The sequence below is a fragment of the Streptomyces sp. NPDC048291 genome, assembly GCF_043201715.1.
Lineage (GTDB): Bacteria > Actinomycetota > Actinomycetes > Streptomycetales > Streptomycetaceae > Streptomyces.
In genome coordinates, this window is record NZ_JBICZC010000005.1 from 103502 (window position 1) to 120798 (window position 17297).

11 protein-coding genes are annotated in these 17297 nt (G+C 72.3%); 10 read left to right on the forward strand and 1 reads right to left on the reverse strand.

What is annotated here, in order from left to right:
* Nucleotides 1-104: 104 nt before the first annotated feature.
* From miaA to hflX, 6 genes are all read left to right on the forward strand, one after another.
* Nucleotides 105-1043, forward strand: a complete 939-nt coding sequence (gene miaA / locus ACGF5O_RS14430) for a tRNA (adenosine(37)-N6)-dimethylallyltransferase MiaA (RefSeq protein WP_393810204.1) — start codon at nucleotides 105-107, stop codon at nucleotides 1041-1043.
* A 107-nt stretch (nucleotides 1044-1150) separates the two neighbouring features.
* On the forward strand, nucleotides 1151-1666 hold the full coding sequence (locus tag ACGF5O_RS14435) for a hypothetical protein (protein WP_362598296.1): 516 nt from the start codon (nucleotides 1151-1153) through the stop codon (nucleotides 1664-1666).
* A 150-nt stretch (nucleotides 1667-1816) separates the two neighbouring features.
* A complete protein-coding gene (gene dapF, locus ACGF5O_RS14440) occupies nucleotides 1817-2680 on the forward strand; it encodes a diaminopimelate epimerase (RefSeq protein WP_393810205.1) in 864 nt (287 codons plus the stop codon).
* A gap of 295 nt (nucleotides 2681-2975) precedes the next feature.
* Complete coding sequence (locus tag ACGF5O_RS14445) at nucleotides 2976-5117, forward strand: RelA/SpoT family protein (RefSeq protein WP_393810206.1); 2142 nt, start codon at nucleotides 2976-2978, stop codon at nucleotides 5115-5117.
* A gap of 69 nt (nucleotides 5118-5186) precedes the next feature.
* The gene (locus ACGF5O_RS14450) at nucleotides 5187-6695 is read left to right on the forward strand and encodes a M1 family metallopeptidase (protein ID WP_393810207.1); all 1509 of its coding nucleotides are present in this window, start codon (nucleotides 5187-5189) and stop codon (nucleotides 6693-6695) included.
* A 209-nt stretch (nucleotides 6696-6904) separates the two neighbouring features.
* The gene (hflX, locus tag ACGF5O_RS14455) at nucleotides 6905-8398 is read left to right on the forward strand and encodes a GTPase HflX (RefSeq protein WP_393810208.1); all 1494 of its coding nucleotides are present in this window, start codon (nucleotides 6905-6907) and stop codon (nucleotides 8396-8398) included.
* A gap of 145 nt (nucleotides 8399-8543) precedes the next feature.
* Here hflX and ACGF5O_RS14460 read toward each other — a convergent pair whose 3' ends face one another.
* The gene (locus ACGF5O_RS14460) at nucleotides 8544-9767 is read right to left on the reverse strand and encodes a trypsin-like serine peptidase (protein WP_393810209.1); all 1224 of its coding nucleotides are present in this window, start codon (nucleotides 9765-9767) and stop codon (nucleotides 8544-8546) included.
* Nucleotides 9768-10126: 359 nt separating this feature from the next.
* Here ACGF5O_RS14460 and ACGF5O_RS14465 point away from each other — a divergent pair, with 359 nt between their 5' ends.
* From ACGF5O_RS14465 to ACGF5O_RS14480, 4 genes are all read left to right on the forward strand, one after another.
* Nucleotides 10127-11707 (forward strand): diaminobutyrate--2-oxoglutarate transaminase family protein, encoded by a 1581-nt coding sequence (locus tag ACGF5O_RS14465; RefSeq protein WP_393810210.1) that lies wholly within the window; start codon nucleotides 10127-10129, stop codon nucleotides 11705-11707.
* Nucleotides 11708-11991: 284 nt separating this feature from the next.
* On the forward strand, nucleotides 11992-13935 hold the full coding sequence (locus ACGF5O_RS14470; RefSeq protein ID WP_393810211.1) for an IucA/IucC family protein: 1944 nt from the start codon (nucleotides 11992-11994) through the stop codon (nucleotides 13933-13935).
* Between the two features lie 214 nt (nucleotides 13936-14149).
* Nucleotides 14150-14965 (forward strand): GNAT family N-acetyltransferase, encoded by an 816-nt coding sequence (locus tag ACGF5O_RS14475; RefSeq protein WP_393810212.1) that lies wholly within the window; start codon nucleotides 14150-14152, stop codon nucleotides 14963-14965.
* A gap of 216 nt (nucleotides 14966-15181) precedes the next feature.
* The gene (locus tag ACGF5O_RS14480) at nucleotides 15182-17170 is read left to right on the forward strand and encodes an ATP-dependent DNA helicase (protein ID WP_393810213.1); all 1989 of its coding nucleotides are present in this window, start codon (nucleotides 15182-15184) and stop codon (nucleotides 17168-17170) included.
* Nucleotides 17171-17297 lie beyond the last annotated feature (127 nt).

Genomic DNA, 17297 nt, shown 5'->3' on the forward strand with positions numbered 1-17297 from the left:
TCTCGGCGGCGGTGGCGGGAACCTCGCAACGGGCAACGAAGCCGGACACGCTCCGTCACGTAACTCGTTCGAGACCGGTCTCCGAGGTTTGCGAGACTGGTGCGGTGAGCAGCGCACCCCCCGCCCCCCGTGTCATCGCCGTCGTCGGCCCCACCGCGGCCGGAAAGTCCGACCTCGGCGTCTTCCTGGCCCAACGGCTCGGCGGCGAGGTTGTCAACGCCGACTCCATGCAGCTGTACCGGGGGATGGACATCGGCACCGCCAAACTGACGCCCGAGGAGCGCGCAGGCGTCCCGCACCACCTGCTCGACATCTGGGACGTCACCGTCACCGCCTCCGTCGCGGAGTACCAGCGGCTCGCCCGCGCCCGCATCGACGCCCTGCTCGTCGAGGGCCGCTGGCCGATCCTGGTCGGCGGCAGCGGGCTGTACGTCCGGGGCGCCGTCGACAACCTGGAGTTCCCCGGCACCGACCCCGAGGTCCGGGCCCGCCTGGAGGACGAGCTCGCGCTGCGCGGCTCCGGCGCCCTGCATGCCCGGTTGTCCGCCGCCGACCCCGGGGCGGGCCGCGCGATCCTGCCCAGCAACGGCCGCCGTATCGTCCGCGCGCTGGAGGTGATCGAGATCACCGGGCGCCCCTTCACCGCCAACCTGCCCGGCCACGACTCGGTCTACGACACCGTCCAGATCGGCGTCGACGTGGCCCGTCCCGAACTCGACGAGCGCATCGCGCTGCGCGTCGACCGGATGTGGGAGGACGGACTCGTGGCAGAGGTGCGCGCACTGGAGGCGCACGGGCTGCGCGAGGGCCGCACGGCGTCGCGCGCCCTCGGCTACCAGCAGGTCCTGACGGCGCTCGCAGGCGACTGCACGGAAGCGGAAGCAAGGGCCGAGACCGTCCGTGCCACCAAGCGCTTCGCGCGCCGCCAGGATTCGTGGTTCAGGCGCGACCCCCGCGTGCACTGGTTGAGTGGGGCCGCGGCGGACCGCGAGGAACTTCCGCGGCTGGCCCTGGCGTTGGTCGAACGACCGGTCACAGCCTGATCACGTCATGGCATCGGGATGCGCCACCGGTCATCGGGGCCTCCGGTGCCGTGCCATCATCGAGCTTCGATCGCAAGTGGAGTCCTAGGTTGGGAGGGCGCGTGGCGATGGAGGCCGGCCCTCGCGACACCGCACAAGACACCGAGCACGTCGCCGTCGAGGCCCTCGAACCGGGTGAGGCCGAGGAGGCCGAGGGGCGACTCTCGCCGGACGGTCCGGACGACACGGTGGGCGGCGGCGTCACCGCCGACGGCCCCGAGCCGGAGGAGATGTTCGCGAGCGGCCCCGAGGTCGAGGTGGAGCTCCGCCCGCAGCGCCGCCTGCGCCTGTGGCAGCTGGCCCCCATCGTCGGCCTGGCCGCGGTCGGCTCCCTGATGTTCGCCTTCCCGCTGGCCTTCGACTTCGGCGACAGCGGCGCGGTGATCGCGATGCTGGGCCTGCTGATCTGCTCCTGCGCCGCGGGCTGGGGCATGATGGCGGCCAGGAAGGTCGGCTACACCTGGCCCGGCCTCCCGCCGAGGGGCTCGACCCGCAGGCCCGACTGGCGCGTGGTGATCGGCTACGTGATCCTGGTCGCGATCGTGGTCGTCCTGGCGGTGTGGCGCGTGGCGCGCCTGCGCTGACGTCGGCGCAGGCTGAAGCACGCCCGAGCTGAAAACGCCCCAGCTGGAGCGCCCCGAAAGGGGCGCGGGGAACTGCGCGCTCAGCCCCCACCGGGCTCGCACCCGGACCACCACCGGAACCACCCCCCACCCCTCCTTTACCCTCGAAGAATGAGCATCCCCTTCCTCAAGGGCCACGGCACCGAGAACGACTTCGTGATCGTCCCGGACCCCGACAACGCCCTGGACCTCACCCCGGCCGCCGTAGCCGCCCTCTGCGACCGCCGCTCAGGCATCGGCGCCGACGGCGTGCTGCACGTCGTACGGTCCGCCGCGCACCCCGAGGCCAAGGGGATGGCCGCCGACGCCGAGTGGTTCATGGACTACCGCAACGGCGACGGCTCGATCGCCGAGATGTGCGGCAACGGCGTCCGCGTCTTCGCCCGCTACCTCCAGCACGCCGGCCACGCCACGGAGGGCGACCTCGCCGTCGCCACCCGCGGCGGCGTCAAGACCGTCCACATCGCCAAGAACGGTGACGTCACCGTCGGCATGGGCACCGCCCGCCTCCCCGAGGGTGACGTGACCGTCAGTGTCGGCGACCGCACCTGGCCCGCGCGGAACGTGAACATGGGCAACCCGCACGCCGTCGCCTTCGTCGCGGACCTCGCCGACGCCGGCGACCTCTGCACCCCGCCCCCCTTCAGCCCCCCGTCGGCCTACCCCGAAGGGGTCAACGTCGAGTTCGTCGTCGACCGCGGCCCCCGTCACGTCGCCATGCGCGTGCACGAGCGCGGCTCCGGCGAGACCCGCTCCTGCGGCACCGGCGCCTGCGCGGTCGCCGTGGCCGCCGCCCGCCGCGACGGCGCCGACCCCTCGGCCACCGGCGCCCCGGCGACGTACACCGTGGACGTGCCCGGCGGACGGCTCGTCATCACCGAGCGGCCCGACGGCGAGATCGAGATGACCGGCCCCGCAGTGATTGTCGCCACGGGCGAGATCAGTTCGGAGTGGCTGGAAAGCGCCGTCCGTTGAGCTGACTGCACGTCGTAAACCGTGGTCCGGGCGGTACTCCAACCCCCCGATGCACGGCCCGCGTTGCCCCGTCTGGCGAGAAACGTCGGCCACCCCCCGAACAGGTGGCGCAAAATCGTAAACCTCGAAATGGTCGCTCGATTGGGTGATCCGTTTCACGCTCGGCGGGAGCCGGTCAATCGGGCGCGATGGGCTCGGTAGCATCAAGCACCGGCACGGACGGGGGAACGTCGCCAATCCCTGAGCCGCGTATGCCCTGGGGCCCCGTCCGCCGGTACACGAGCCGGAGGTGCCCATGAGTGCGGAGGCCACGAACCCTGCGACGCCCGGTCCCGTCGTGCCCACAGCGGCGGTCCGCAGGAAGTCCCGCCCCCGGATCGACCTGCGCCGGCTCGGCCGGGCCGCGCTGCTCGGCAACGCCGCCCGCGGCAGACTCCCCGACGCCATCGGCCACGTCGCCGAGGCGCACCGCGCCCACTACCCCGACGCCGACCTCGAACCCCTGCGCCGCGCCTACGTGCTGGCCGAGTCCTCGCACCGCGGCCAGATGCGCAAGAGCGGCGAGCCGTACATCACCCACCCCCTCGCGGTCACCCTGATCCTCGCCGAACTCGGCGCCGAGACCACGACCCTGACGGCGTCCCTGCTCCACGACACCGTCGAGGACACCGACGTGACGCTCGACCAGGTGCGGGAACAGTTCGGCGAGGAGGTCCGTTACCTGGTCGACGGGGTGACGAAACTCGAGAAGGTCGACTACGGGGCCGCCGCCGAACCCGAGACGTTCCGGAAGATGCTCGTCGCCACCGGCAGCGACGTCCGCGTGATGTCGATCAAGCTCGCCGACCGCCTGCACAACATGCGCACCCTCGGCGTGATGCGCCGTGAGAAACAGGAACGCATCGCCAAGGTCACCCGTGACGTCCTCATCCCGCTCGCCGAACGGCTCGGCGTACAGGCGCTCAAGACCGAGCTGGAGGACCTGGTCTTCGCGATCCTGCACCCCGAGGAGTACGAGCACACCCGGGAGCTGATCGCCGAGAACGCGGCCCGCGCCGACGACCCCCTCGCGGGGATCGCCGACGAGGTGCGCGGGGTGCTCCGCGAGGCCGACATCCCGGCCGAAGTCCTCATCCGGCCCCGGCACTTCGTCTCCGTCCACCGCGTCAGCCGCAAACGCGGCGAGCTGCGCGGCGCCGACTTCGGCCGGCTCCTCGTGCTGGTCAACGAGGACGCGGACTGTTACGCCGTCCTCGGCGAACTGCACACCTGTCTGACCCCGGTGGTCTCGGAGTTCAAGGACTTCATCGCGGTACCGAAGTTCAACCTGTACCAGTCGCTGCACACGGCGGTCGCCCGCGCCGACGGACAGGTCGCCGAGGTCCTCATCCGCACCCACCAGATGCACAAGGTCGCCGAGGCCGGCGTCGTCGCCCTCGGCAACCCCTACGCCCCGGCCGCCGACGCCCCCGCGGCGGAGACCGCCGACGCCCCGGCCGACGGCGAGCGCGCCGACCCCACCCGGCCCGGCTGGCTCTCCCGCCTGCTCGACTGGCAGAAGGCCGCCCCGGACACCGACACCTTCTGGTCCACCCTGCGCGAGGACCTCGCCCAGGACCGCGAGATCACCGTCTTCCGCCCCGACGGCGGCACCCTCGGCCTCCCCGAGGGCGCCACCTGCGTCGACGCCGCCTACGCCCAGTACGGCGAGGACGCCCACGCCTGCATCGGCGCCCGCGTCAACGGCCGCCTCGCGACCCTCAGCACGGTCCTCAGGGACGGCGACACCGTCCAGCTCCTGATGGGCCAGGACCCGGCCTCCGAGCCCTCCCGGGAGTGGCTGGAGCACGCCCACACCCCGGCGGCCCGGATCGCCATCCAGCGCTGGCTCGTCGCTCACCCGGACAGCACCGGGGAACTCCCGGCCCCTGCCCCCAGCCGTCCCGTACCCGACTTCCCCGTCTCCGGCACCGCCCCCGGCGCCGTCCCCCGGACCGCCAGCGCCGTGGTCGCCGACCGCCCGGACGCGACCGCACGGCTGGCCGGCTGCTGCACCCCCGTACCGCCCGACGAGGTCACCGGCTTCGCCGTGCGCGGCGGAGTGGTCACCGTGCACCGCGTGGAGTGCGCCGCGGTGGCGCACATGAAGAGCACCGGGCGCCCCGAGGTGGCCGTCAGCTGGGGCGACAGCACCGCCTGCCGGGTCACCCTGGTCGCCGAATCGTTCGGCCGGCCCCATCTGCTCGCCGACCTCACCGAGGCTATGGCCCAGGAGGGCGCCGAGATCGTCTCGGCGACCGTGGAACCGCCCGATCAGCAGCGCGTCCGGCACACGTACACCGTCGAGCTCCCCGACGCTGCCCACCTGCCCGCCCTGATGCGCGCGATGCGCAACGTGCCCGGTGTGTACGACGTCGGCCGAGCGCAACACCAATGAACTACTCGTTCGGGTGGATTGGTCGCGCGTCGTACCCGTGAACGCGGGGTGTGCTGGTAGCGGTGGTCCATGCCGCTCACCCTCCGCACCCGCCGCCCTGCACAGCGTGCCACCCGACAGCTCCGGCACCGGCGGGCCGCCGCCCTCCTCGCCTCCGCCGTCTCCGTCGCCCTCCTCGGCGCGAGCGCCCCGCCGGTCCCGCTCGGCGTCGGCGACCGGCTCTTCCCGTACCTCGGCAACCCGGGGTACGACGTGGCGTCCTACGACCTCTCCTTCACCTATCCCGGCAGCAACGACAAGCCGCTGCAGGCCGTGACCACCATCGACGCCTGGACCACCAGCGACCTGGACCGCCTCAACCTCGACTTCGCGCACGGCAAGGTCGAGTCCGTCGAGGTCGACGGCCGGCCCGCCGCCTTCGAGAGCGCCGGCGAGGACCTGGTCGTCACTCCGGATCAGCCGCTGCGGCGGGGCGACTGGACGCGGATCACGGTCAAGCACACCAGCGACCCGGTCTCCGCCAAGGGCCAGGACGGCGGCTGGGTGCGCACCACCGACGGGCTCGCCATGGCCAACCAGGCCGACGCCGCCCACCTGGTCTTCCCGTGCAACGACCACCCGTCCGACAAGGCGATGTTCACCTTCCACGTCACCGCCCCGAACAGCTACACCGTCGTCGCCAACGGCCTGCCCACCGACGCCGTCCGGACCGGCGGTCGGACCACCTGGACCTACCGCACCGAGCACCCCATGGCCACCGAGCTGGCCCAGGTCTCCATCGGCCGCTCCGCCGTGCTGCACCGCGCCGGACCGCACGGACTACCCGTCCGCGACGTCGTCCCGAGCGCCGACGCCAAGAAGCTCGAACCCTGGCTGGCCAAGACCCCGGACCAGATCGCCTGGCTGGAGAGCAAGGTCGGCACGTACCCGTTCGAGACGTACGGCGTGCTCATGGCGCAGGCGTCCACCGGCTTCGAGCTGGAGACCCAGACCCTCTCCCTCTTCGAGAAGAACCTGTTCACCGAGCCCGCGTACCCCAAGTGGTACATCGAGTCGGTCATGGTCCACGAGCTGTCCCACCAGTGGTTCGGCGACAGCGTCAGCCCGCGCGTCTGGTCCGACGTCTGGCTGAACGAGGGCCACGCCACCTGGTACGAGGAGCTGTACGCGGAGGAGAAGGGCAAGCAGCCCATGATCAACCGCATGAAGGCCGCGTACGGCGCCTCCGACCGCTGGCGCGCCGCCGGCGGACCGCCCGCCCGGCCCAAGGCCCCCGACCCCGGCCAGAAGATCAGCATCTTCCGCCCCAACATCTACGACGGCGCGGCCCTCGCCCTCTACGCCCTGCGCCAGGAGATCGGCAAGCCCGCCTTCGAGCGCCTGGAGCGGATCTGGGTCCAGCGGCACAAGGACGGCAATGCCACCACCGCCGACTTCGTCCACCTGGCCTCCGCGGTCGCGGGCCGCGACCTCACCGGTTTCTTCGACGCCTGGCTGTACGGCGCGAAGACCCCGCCGATGCCCGGCCACCCGGACTGGAAGCAGGTCCCGGCCCCGAAGAAGCAGACCAAGAGGTGACGGCGGGGCGGCCCCCGGAATAACACGGTGCCGGGACGGGGCGTACCGTGCGACCATCGTGAGGCTGGCACACGCCGGCCGACGCCGGCGACAGCTCGGCTCAGGTCGGCTCAGGTCTGCACGGTACGGGTCGCGGGGAATCTCCCGGGGTACTCGTACGTTGAAGAAACAGCGGCCGGTTACGGCACTCCCATCGACGTAAGGACCCAATGACCTCCTCTTCTTCCCCTTCCCAGGACACCAGGCGCCTCGCGCAGGACTACCCCGACGGTCTTCGGGCCGATGCCCTGATGGAAGAGGACGTCGCCTGGAGCCACGAGATCGACGGAGAGCGGGACGGCGACCAGTTCGACCGCTCCGAGCGCGCGGCCCTGCGCCGCGTCGCGGGCCTCTCCACCGAGCTCGAGGACGTCACCGAGGTCGAGTACCGGCAGCTGCGCCTGGAGCGCGTCGTGCTGGTCGGGGTGTGGACCTCGGGCACCGTGCAGGACGCGGACAACTCCCTCGCGGAGCTGGCCGCGCTCGCCGAGACCGCGGGCGCGCTCGTCCTCGACGGCGTCATCCAGCGCCGCGACAAGCCCGACCCGGCCACCTACATCGGCTCCGGCAAGGCCCTGGAGCTGCGCGACGTCGTCGTCGAGACCGGCGCGGACACCGTCATCTGCGACGGTGAGCTCAGCCCGGGCCAGCTGATCCAGCTGGAGGACGTGGTCAAGGTCAAGGTCATCGACCGGACCGCGCTGATCCTCGACATCTTCGCCCAGCACGCCAAGTCCCGCGAGGGCAAGGCGCAGGTCTCGCTCGCGCAGATGCAGTACATGCTGCCGAGGCTGCGCGGCTGGGGTCAGTCGCTGTCCCGCCAGATGGGCGGCGGCAAGGGCGGCGGTCTCGCCACCCGTGGTCCCGGTGAGACCAAGATCGAGACGGACCGGCGGCGGATCCGCGAGAAGATGGCGAAGATGCGCCGGGAGATCGCGGAGATGAAGACCGGCCGCGAGATCAAGCGCCAGGAGCGCCGCCGCAACAAGGTGCCGTCCGTCGCCATCGCCGGCTACACCAACGCCGGGAAGTCCTCCCTGCTCAACCGCCTCACCGGCGCCGGCGTCCTGGTCGAGAACGCCCTGTTCGCGACCCTGGACCCGACCGTCCGCCGCGCTGAGACGCCCAGCGGGCGCCTCTACACCCTGGCGGACACCGTCGGTTTCGTCCGCCACCTGCCCCACCACCTGGTCGAGGCCTTCCGCTCCACCATGGAGGAGGTCGGCGACGCCGACCTGATCCTCCACGTGGTCGACGGCTCGCACCCGGTCCCGGAGGAGCAGCTGGCCGCCGTGCGCGAGGTGATCAGGGACGTCGGCGCCACCGGCGTACCCGAGTTCGTCGTGATCAACAAGGCCGACGCGGCCGACCCGCTGGTCCTCCAGCGACTGCTGCGCAACGAGAAGCGCTCCCTCGCGGTCTCGGCCCGCACCGGCCAGGGCATCCAGGAACTCCTCGCCCTGATCGACAACGAGCTGCCCCGCCCGTCGGTCGAGATCGAGGCCCTGATCCCGTACACCCACGGCAAGCTGGTGGCCCGCGCCCACAACGAGGGCGAGGTCCTCTCGGAGGAACACACCCCCGAGGGCACCCTCCTGAAGGTCCGGGTGCACGAGGAACTGGCGGCGGAACTGGCGCCGTATGTCCCGGCTCCGACTGCGTGACGACTGACAAGGCCCGCTCCCTTTCAAAGGGGCGGGCCTTGTCGCGCCCCCTATAGGGGCGCGGGGACCTGCGCGATCAACCACGACGACGGGTCAGTCGCCGACGCACGGCTCCCGTACGGCGAGAAGGCGACAACCACCGCCCTCACTGATCAGCGAACTCCTTGCTGACCGCCTCATACACGCCCTTGGCCACATCACCCAACCGAGGCCCGGCCAGCCACCCCGAACTCACCGGCCCGATCGACGTGTTGGACACCAGCGCCGGCTTGCCGTCGGCACCCGTCTCCACCCAGCCACCACCCGACGCCCCGCCGGTCATCGTGCACCCGATCCGGTACATCGTCGGCGCCGACGCATCCACCGACAGCCGCCCGGGCTTGTCGGCGCACTGGTACAGCAGCGAACCGTCGTACGGCTTCGCCGCCGGATACCCCGTCGCGGTGATGCTCGACACCTTAGGCACCGCGGGCGCGTCGAAGTTCACCGGCAGCGCCGAACCGACCGTCTCCTCGAGCGACTTGCCGCCACTGCCCTGCTCCGGCGTCACATGGATCACGGCGTAGTCGTACGAAGCGCCGTTGCCGCCCGTCTCACCGCCCTGGTCGATCCACTGCTGCGAGGTCTGCGCCCCGTCGCCCCACCAGACGCCGTACGGCGCGACCTCCGAACGGGTCGCCGCCGTCAGCGCCGAACCCGTCAGCCCCTTGTCGTTGTACGACGGCACGAACGCGATGTTCCGGTACCAGCCGCCGTTCTTGCCGGCGTGCACACAGTGCCCCGCCGTCCACACCAGGTTGGACTTGCCCGGGTGCGCCGGGTCCTCGACGACCGTCGCCGAGCAGACCATCGTGCCCTCGGGGGAGTCGAAGAAGACCTTCCCGGCCGTGGCCGCGCTCGCGTGGTACGCCGGCCGCACCGCCTTCGCCTGGACCGGCTCCGGCGTCGGGTCGGTCACCCCCTGGTCACCGGAGAGGTCGTTGTCGTCGACGCCCTTGTTCTTGTCGGGGTCGTTTGCGTCCCGCATCCGGTTCGGGTCCCACAGGCCCTTGATGATGGGGTTGACGAAATCGTTGGCCTCGCGCAGCCAGTCGTCCTTGTCCCAGTTCTTCCAGGCGCCGTGCTTCCACTTGTCGATGTCGATCCCGTGCTCTTTGAGCTTGTTCTTGATGTCGTCCGGGATCTTGATCTTGCCGTCACCGGTGTCGGCGGTGGCGGACGCGGACGCCGCGCCGCCCGCGTTGTCGTCGCCGGAGCCGCCGCAGGCGGTGGCGGTCAGCGCCAGCGCCGAGGCGAGGGCGACGGCCGCCAGCGCACGCGGCGCGCCCCTTCCACCTCGGCGGGCGAACGACGGCCGGATGGATCGCATGGTGGTGACTCCCCCTGTCGGCAAGGAACTTCAGCGCCACACACTATGCGGTCGCTGTGCGGTGCTCCCGTCGGATGGGCAACGGTTTCGCTACGGGCCCCACCAGCGGGGCACCCGCGGTCCGCGGGTGGGACCGACGCGTCGCATGCGCCCGGTGGTGCCGGACGCGACGGCTCTCCCGGCAGGGCGAACGCCGGCTGGGCCGGCCAGAGCAAGTACACGGCAAGCACACGGCAATGATCTTGTGGTGACCCGTAACCCCGAGGCCGGTCCGGGGTTGGTAGCGGTGGGGGTCCGGCTGTCTGTGCCCGGCGCCCGCCGATCAACTCGCCTCTGGACAGCGGGGAGGACAGCGAGCCGTGGCCGTGACGGAGTCGGTGACCGGGGGGACGTCCGGGGGAGCGCGCGGGGCGCACGAGGGGATCCTGAGACGTCAGTCGGCGCGTGAGTCGCGGGCGCGTACCTACGCGCGCGCCCTGCCCATCGTGCCGGTGCGGGCGCGCGGCCTGACCATCGAGGGCGCCGACGGGCGCCGCTACCTGGACTGCCTCTCCGGCGCGGGCACCCTCGCTCTCGGCCACAACCACCCCGTCGTGCTGGAAGCGATCCGCAAGGTCCTCGACTCCGGCGCCCCGCTCTCCGTCCTCGACCTGGCGACCCCCGTCAAGGACGCCTTCATCACCGAACTGTTCCGGACCCTGCCGCCCGGACTCGCCGACCGTGCCCGCGTCCAGTTCTGCGGGCCCGCCGGCACGGACGCCGTCGAGGCCGCCTTCAAACTCGTCCGGGCCGCGACCGGCCGCACCGGCATCCTCGCCTTCACCGGCGCCTACCACGGGATGACGACCGGCGCCCTGGCCGCCTCCGGCGGAGCCGGCGACGTCCGTGTCGCCCGGCTGCCCTACCCCCAGGACTACCGCTGCCCGTTCGGCGTCGGCGGCCCCCGCGGTGCCGAACTCGCCGCCCGCTGGACCGAGACCGTCCTCGACGACCCCAAGTCCGGCGTCCCCCTCCCCGCCGGCATGATCCTCGAACCCGTGCAGGGCGAGGGCGGGGTGATTCCCGCGCCGGACGACTGGCTCCGCCGGATGCGCCGGCTCACCGCCGACCGCTCCATCCCCCTGATCGCCGACGAGATCCAGACCGGGGTGGGCAGGACCGGCGCCTTCTGGGCCGTCGAGCACAGCGGGGTCACCCCCGACGTGATGGTCCTGTCCAAGGCCATCGGCGGCAGCCTCCCCCTCGCCGTCGTCGTCTACCGCGACGACCTCGACGTCTGGGAACCCGGCGCGCACGCGGGCACCTTCCGCGGCAACCAGCTCGCCATGGCCGCCGGCACCGCCACCCTCGCCCACGTCCGCGAGAACGCCCTCGCCGAACGAGCGGGCCTGCTCGGCGCCCGGATGCTCTCCCAACTGCGCGCACTCCAGAACGACTTCACATGCGTGGGAGACGTGCGGGGGCGCGGCCTGATGATCGGGGTGGAACTGGTGGACCCGGAGGGGGACGAGTCCACAGGGGACGCGGAGGAGCAGGAGTGGGCGGCGGGGGAGGCGACGGCGGCAGGGGAGGCGACGGCGGCGAGGCAGGCGAGGGAGGCGGGGGAGGCCAGGGCTCAAGGTGGCGGTGACGCGGTCGCGGCGGTGCGGGGTGCCGCGGTGAGCGGGTGGGAGGGCGAAGCCCGGCCGGTGCCGCGCCCCGCCGCGCCCGAACTGGCCTCGGCCGTGCAACGCGCCTGCCTGGAACGGGGCCTGATCGTCGAACTCGGGGGCCGCCACGCCGGTGTCGTACGACTGCTGCCGCCCCTGACCATCACCGACGAACAGGCGACCGCCGTACTGGACCGCCTCGCCGACGCCGTGGCGGCCGTGGCCCGCGACCCGGCCGCCCACGGTGCCGGGTCCCGGCCACCCGAGGGCCGCAAGAAGCCGGACGGCTGACCGGCGCACCGCGACGGCCGGGACCGCTCGGACTGTCCGGACCATCTGGACCATCCGAACGAGACCTGCCCTCCGAACCGCCGACAGCAGTCCGGCCGGCCGACGGACCCCGGAGGAACCGGCCGCCCCGCGAAACGAACCACCCCACATCATCGCCACCCCTCTCACCAGGTCTCAGCACTCGACTCCCACCACGACTCCCAGCACTCGACTCGCCACCCGACCAGCCCGGTTCGCCCGCCCGACGCCGGACACCGCACCGCCCGAGCCCCGAGGAACCCTCCTTGAACGCCACCCCCGCACCCGACGACAACGGAGACCAAGGCCCACAGGGACGCCCCGTTCCGCTCGCCGAGTCGGTCCCCCAGCAGCGAGGCCGTACCTCCCCGCCCGAGCGGCCACGCGACGACACGGGAGACCTCCTCGAACACCCCGACCCGCGCATCGCCGCCCAGGCCGCCGCCGTGGAGAGCCTGCTCCGCTGCTGGGTACGCGAGACGAACCTGCCCACACCCGACACCGGCACCCTCCGCATCCCGCTCCCCGCCAGCGGTACGGCGCTGATCACCCCGGTCCGCCACTGGTCCCCGACCGGCTGGCACCGCTTCGGACCACCCCGCCTGGCCGGCGCCCCCGACACCGCCCCAGCCGTCGACGCGGTCACCCTCGCCGCCCTGCTCACCCGCGAGACGACCGCGGGACCGGCGGACACCGCAGACCGGGCCGAGAGCGCCACCGACCATCCCGAAGCCGGCCCCGACGGCGCCGACCTCGTGGCCCGGGTCGCCGACTCCCTGCGCCGCACGGTCGCCTTCATCGCGGACCGGCGCGCCCACCCCGCGGACGGCCCCGACCGCTTCCTCGCCGCCGAGCAGGCGCTCCTCCTCGGGCACCCTTTCCACCCGACCCCGAAGAGCCGCGAGGGCCTGACCGAGTCCGAGGCCCGGCTCTACTCACCGGAGCTGCGCGGCTCCTTCCCCCTGCACTGGATCGCGGTCGCCTCCTCCCTGCTCGTCACCGACTCGGCCTGGACCGAACGAGGCCGTCCCGTCCCCGCGGCGCATCTCATGGAACGACTGGCCGGCACGGTCCTGCCGCTGCCCGACGGCTGCGCCGCCGCCCTGCCCCTGCACCCCTGGCAGGCCCGCGAGATCGGTCACCGGGAGGAGACCGCCGCCCTCCTCGACGCCGGACTCCTGCGCTACCTGGGCCCGCTCGGCGCCCCCTGGTACCCCACCTCCTCCGTGCGAACCGTCCACCGCACCGGCGCCCCCGCCATGCTCAAGCTGTCGCTCGGCCTGCGCATCACCAACTCCCGCCGGGAGAACCTCCGCAAGGAACTCCACCGGGGCGTCGAGGTGCACCGCCTGCTGCGCACCGGCCTCGCCAAGCAGTGGCAGGCCGCCCACCCCGCCTTCGACATCGTGCGCGACCCCGCCTGGCTGGCCGTCGACGGCCTCGACGGCCGGCCCGTACCCGGACTCGACGTGGTCATCCGGCACAACCCGTTCACCCCCGCCGACGACGTCTCCTGCGTCGCCGGACTGGTTACACCCCGGCCCCTCGACGCCCCGGCGGCGAACGGCAGGCCCCGCCCGTACCGCTCCCGGCTGGCCCGGGTGGTCTCCCGGCTCGCCGAACGCACCGGCCGGCCCGTGGGCGCCGTCAGCGCCGAGTGGTTCCTGCGCTACCTGGAGCAGGTCGTCCGCCCGGTGCTCTGGCTCGACAGCGAGGGGGGCATCGCCCTGGAGGCCCACCAGCAGAACACCCTGCTCCTGCTGGACGCCGACGGCTGGCCGGCCGGCGGGCGCTACCGCGACAACCAGGGCTACTACTTCCGCGAGTCCCGACGGGCCGACCTCGACTCGCGGCTGCCCGGCATCGGAGAGCACAGCGACACCTTCGTCTCCGACGAGGTCACCGACGAACGCTTCGCCTACTACCTCGGCATCAACAACGTGCTCGGCCTGATCGGCGCGTTCGGCTCCCAGCGGCTCGCCGACGAGCGGCTCCTGCTCGCGGCGTTCCGCCGGTTCCTCGCCGACGCTGCCACCGGCCCCGCCCGGCTGCGCACCTCCCTGCCCGGCCGCCTGCTCGACTCACCCGTCCTGCGCTGCAAGGCCAACCTGCTGACCCGGCTGCACGGCCTCGACGAACTCGTGGGCCCGGTCGACACCCAGTCCGTCTACGTCACCATCACCAACCCCCTCCACTCCGGGCCGTCCTGATCCCACCGACTGATCCCACCGACTGACCCCATCGACATCGTCTCCGGCCCTCGTACACCGCCCTTCGCCGACCGACCGCGTTCACCGATCCGATTTCACCGACCTGAGTTCACCGATCCGCATTCACCGGTCCGAGCTCGCCGATCCGCATTCACCGCCTTTCATCCACCGACCGAGGAACATGACCCACCTCGTCTTCTGAGAGGAGCGCACCATGCCTCCCACCGACGCGAGCGCCGACACCGGCCCCGTCCCCGTCGCGGTCCGCCCCGGACCCACCGGCCACCCCAGCCGCTCCGGAACCGCCGAGGACATCCGGGACTGCGAGGACACCCTGGACCTCCGCCTGCCCGGCGAACTCCTCGCCCTCGTCACCGGGACGACTCCCGAGGCCGACGGACGAGCCCCCGGGCTCGCTCACGAGAGACCCGGCCGCCCCCTGGACCAGCCCGGCTCACCCGACCTGCTCGACCAGGTCGGCACCTGGGGCCCCGCCGAGACCCCGGTCGGCTCCTTCCACCTGCTGCCGGTCCAGGTCGAACGCGACCTGCCGGTCATCAGCGGCTGGATGAACGACCCCGCCGTGGCCGCGTTCTGGCAGCTGGCCGGCTCACCCGCGCAGACGGAGGACCATCTGCGCGCCCAACTCGCGGGAGACGGACGCAGCGTGCCGTGTCTGGGCGTGCTCGACGGGACCCCGATGAGCTACTGGGAGATCTACCGAGCCGACCTGGACCCGCTCGCCCGCCACTATCCGGCCCGCCCGCACGACACCGGTGTCCATCTTCTCGTCGGCGATGTCGCCGACCGGGGACGAGGACTGGGGTCCGCCCTGCTCAGAGCCGTGGCCGACCACGTACTCGATCACCGCCCCGCCTGTGCCCGCGTCGTCGCGGAACCCGATCTCCACAACACCCCCTCCGTGGCCGCCTTCCTCAACGCGGGCTTCCGCTACGCCTCCGAGGTCGACCTGCCTGCCAAACGGGCCGCCCTCATGATCCGGGACCGGTCCCTACGTCATCTGATGTAGCGCTGAGTGATTGCGTGTACACATGTAGTACGAAACGGCGGCCGATCGAGTTCCCGGCGGTCCGGAAAAAAAATCCGAGCGGCCCGGTCCCGGGTCCGGCCTTCCCTCTCGCCTTCCCCCTTGGTCCGCCCGTCCAGGAGCCCCCGGCGTGATCCCACCCCTCGTCCCCGCCTTGATCGCCCGGTTGTCAGTGCCGGGTCGTAGGGTGGTCGCGCTATGACGAAGCCCTCACTCCCTGAACTCCTGCATGCCGCAGTCACAGCTGTCGGCGGCACGGAGCGCCCCGGCCAGGTGACCATGGCCGAATCGGTCGCCGAAGCGATCGACGACGGATCCCATCTGCTGGTCCAGGCCGGCACCGGCACCGGAAAGTCGCTCGGCTACCTGGTGCCCGCCCTCGCGCACGGAGAGCGGGTCGTTGTCGCGACGGCGACCCTCGCCCTGCAGAGACAGCTCGTGGAGCGGGATCTGCCGCGCACCGTCGACTCCCTGCACCCGCTGCTGCGCCGGCGCCCGGAGTTCGCCATGCTCAAGGGCAGGTCGAACTACGTGTGCCTGCACCGGCTGCACGAGGGCATGCCCCAGGACGAGGAGGAGGGCCTCTTCGACCAGTTCGAGGCGGCCGCGCCCACCAGCAAGCTCGGTCAGGACCTGCTGCGCCTGCGCGACTGGGCCGACGAGACCGAGAACGGCGACCGCGACGACCTCACACCGGGCGTCTCCGACAAGGCCTGGGCGCAGGTCTCGGTCTCCTCCCGCGAGTGCCTCGGCGCCTCCAAGTGCGCCTACGGCGCCGAGTGCTTCGCCGAGATGGCCCGCGAGCGCGCGAAGCTCGCCGAAGTGGTCGTCACCAATCACGCCCTGCTCGCCATCGACGCCATCGAGGGTGCCCCGGTCCTTCCGCCGCACGAGGTGCTGATCGTGGACGAGGCGCACGAACTGGTCTCCCGCGTCACCGGCGTCGCCACCGGCGAGCTCACCCCGGGCCAGGTCAACCGCGCGGTCCGGCGCGCCGCCAAACTGGTCGACGAGAAGGCCGCCGACCAGCTCCAGACCGCAGCCGAGGGCTTCGAGCGGCTGATGGAGCTGGCGCTGCCGGGCCGCCTGGAGGAGATCCCGGAGGACCTCGGTTACGCCCTGTCGGCGCTCAGGGACGCCGCCCGCACCGTGATCTCCGCGCTCGGCACGACGCGCGACAAGTCGGTCCAGGACGAGGACGCGGTCCGCAAACAGGCACTGGCCTCCGTGGAGACCGTGCACGACGTGTCGGAGCGGATCGTGAACGGCTCCGAGTGGGATGTCGTCTGGTACGAACGCCACGACCGTTTCGGCGCCTCCCTGCGGGTCGCTCCGATGTCCGTGTCCGGCCTGCTCAGGGAGAAGCTCTTCGCGGACCGCTCGGTCGTCCTCACCTCGGCGACCCTCAAGCTCGGCGGCGACTTCAACGGTGTCGGCGCCTCCCTGGGCCTCGCCCCGGAGGGCACGGAGGGGGACGACCTCCCGCAGTGGAAGGGCATCGACGTCGGCTCGCCCTTCGACTATCCGAAACAGGGCATCCTCTACGTCGCCAAGCACCTGTCGCGCCCCGCACGGGACGGCGACCGCGCCGACATGCTCGACGAACTGACCGAGCTGATCCAGGCCGCGGGCGGCCGCACGCTCGGCCTCTTCTCCTCGATGCGGGCCGCCCAGCAGGCAGCCGAGGAACTGCGCGTCCGGATTCCCGAGTTCCCGGTGCTCCTGCAGGGCGAGGAGACCCTCGGCGAGCTGATCAAGAACTTTGCCGCCGACCCCAGGACCTGCCTCTTCGGCACGCTCTCGCTCTGGCAGGGCGTCGACGTCCCCGGACCCAGCTGCCAGCTGGTCGTCATGGACAAGATCCCGTTCCCGCGCCCGGACGACCCGCTGATGAGCGCCCGGCAGAAGGCCGTCGAGGACGCCGGCGGCAACGGCTTCATGGCGGTCGCCGCCACCCACGCCGCGCTCCTGATGGCCCAGGGCGCCGGCCGTCTCGTACGCGCGTCGGGGGACCGCGGTGTGGTCGCCGTACTCGACCAGCGGCTGGCCACCGCTCGGTACGGCGGATATCTCAAGTCCTCACTGCCCGACTTCTGGTACACCACGGACCGTAACCAGGTCCGCAGGTCGCTGGCGGCGATCGACGCGGCGGCGCGGCAGACGGAGGCCGGGGCGGAGGCGGAGTAATCGTGGGGGGGGGGGGGGGGGGGGGGGGGGGGGGGCGCCCCCCCCCCCGCCCCCCGCGCGGGGGGGGGGGGGGGGCCGCGGGGGCCCCCCCCCCACCACAAAAAAACCAACGCCCCGAGCGGCTCGG

Bases quoted from the DNA above. Each gene is read 5' to 3' on its own strand.
- ACGF5O_RS14435 (WP_362598296.1), top strand. From the start codon at position 1,151: ATGGAGGCCGGCCCTCGCGACACCGCACAAGACACCGAGCACGTCGCC.
- dapF (WP_393810205.1), top strand. From the start codon at position 1,817: ATGAGCATCCCCTTCCTCAAGGGCCACGGCACCGAGAACGACTTCGTG.
- ACGF5O_RS14445 (WP_393810206.1), top strand. From the start codon at position 2,976: ATGAGTGCGGAGGCCACGAACCCTGCGACGCCCGGTCCCGTCGTGCCC.
- ACGF5O_RS14450 (WP_393810207.1), top strand. From the start codon at position 5,187: ATGCCGCTCACCCTCCGCACCCGCCGCCCTGCACAGCGTGCCACCCGA.
- hflX (WP_393810208.1), top strand. From the start codon at position 6,905: ATGACCTCCTCTTCTTCCCCTTCCCAGGACACCAGGCGCCTCGCGCAG.
- ACGF5O_RS14460 (WP_393810209.1), bottom strand. From the start codon at position 9,767: ATGCGATCCATCCGGCCGTCGTTCGCCCGCCGAGGTGGAAGGGGCGCG.
- ACGF5O_RS14475 (WP_393810212.1), top strand. From the start codon at position 14,150: ATGCCTCCCACCGACGCGAGCGCCGACACCGGCCCCGTCCCCGTCGCG.
- ACGF5O_RS14480 (WP_393810213.1), top strand. From the start codon at position 15,182: ATGACGAAGCCCTCACTCCCTGAACTCCTGCATGCCGCAGTCACAGCT.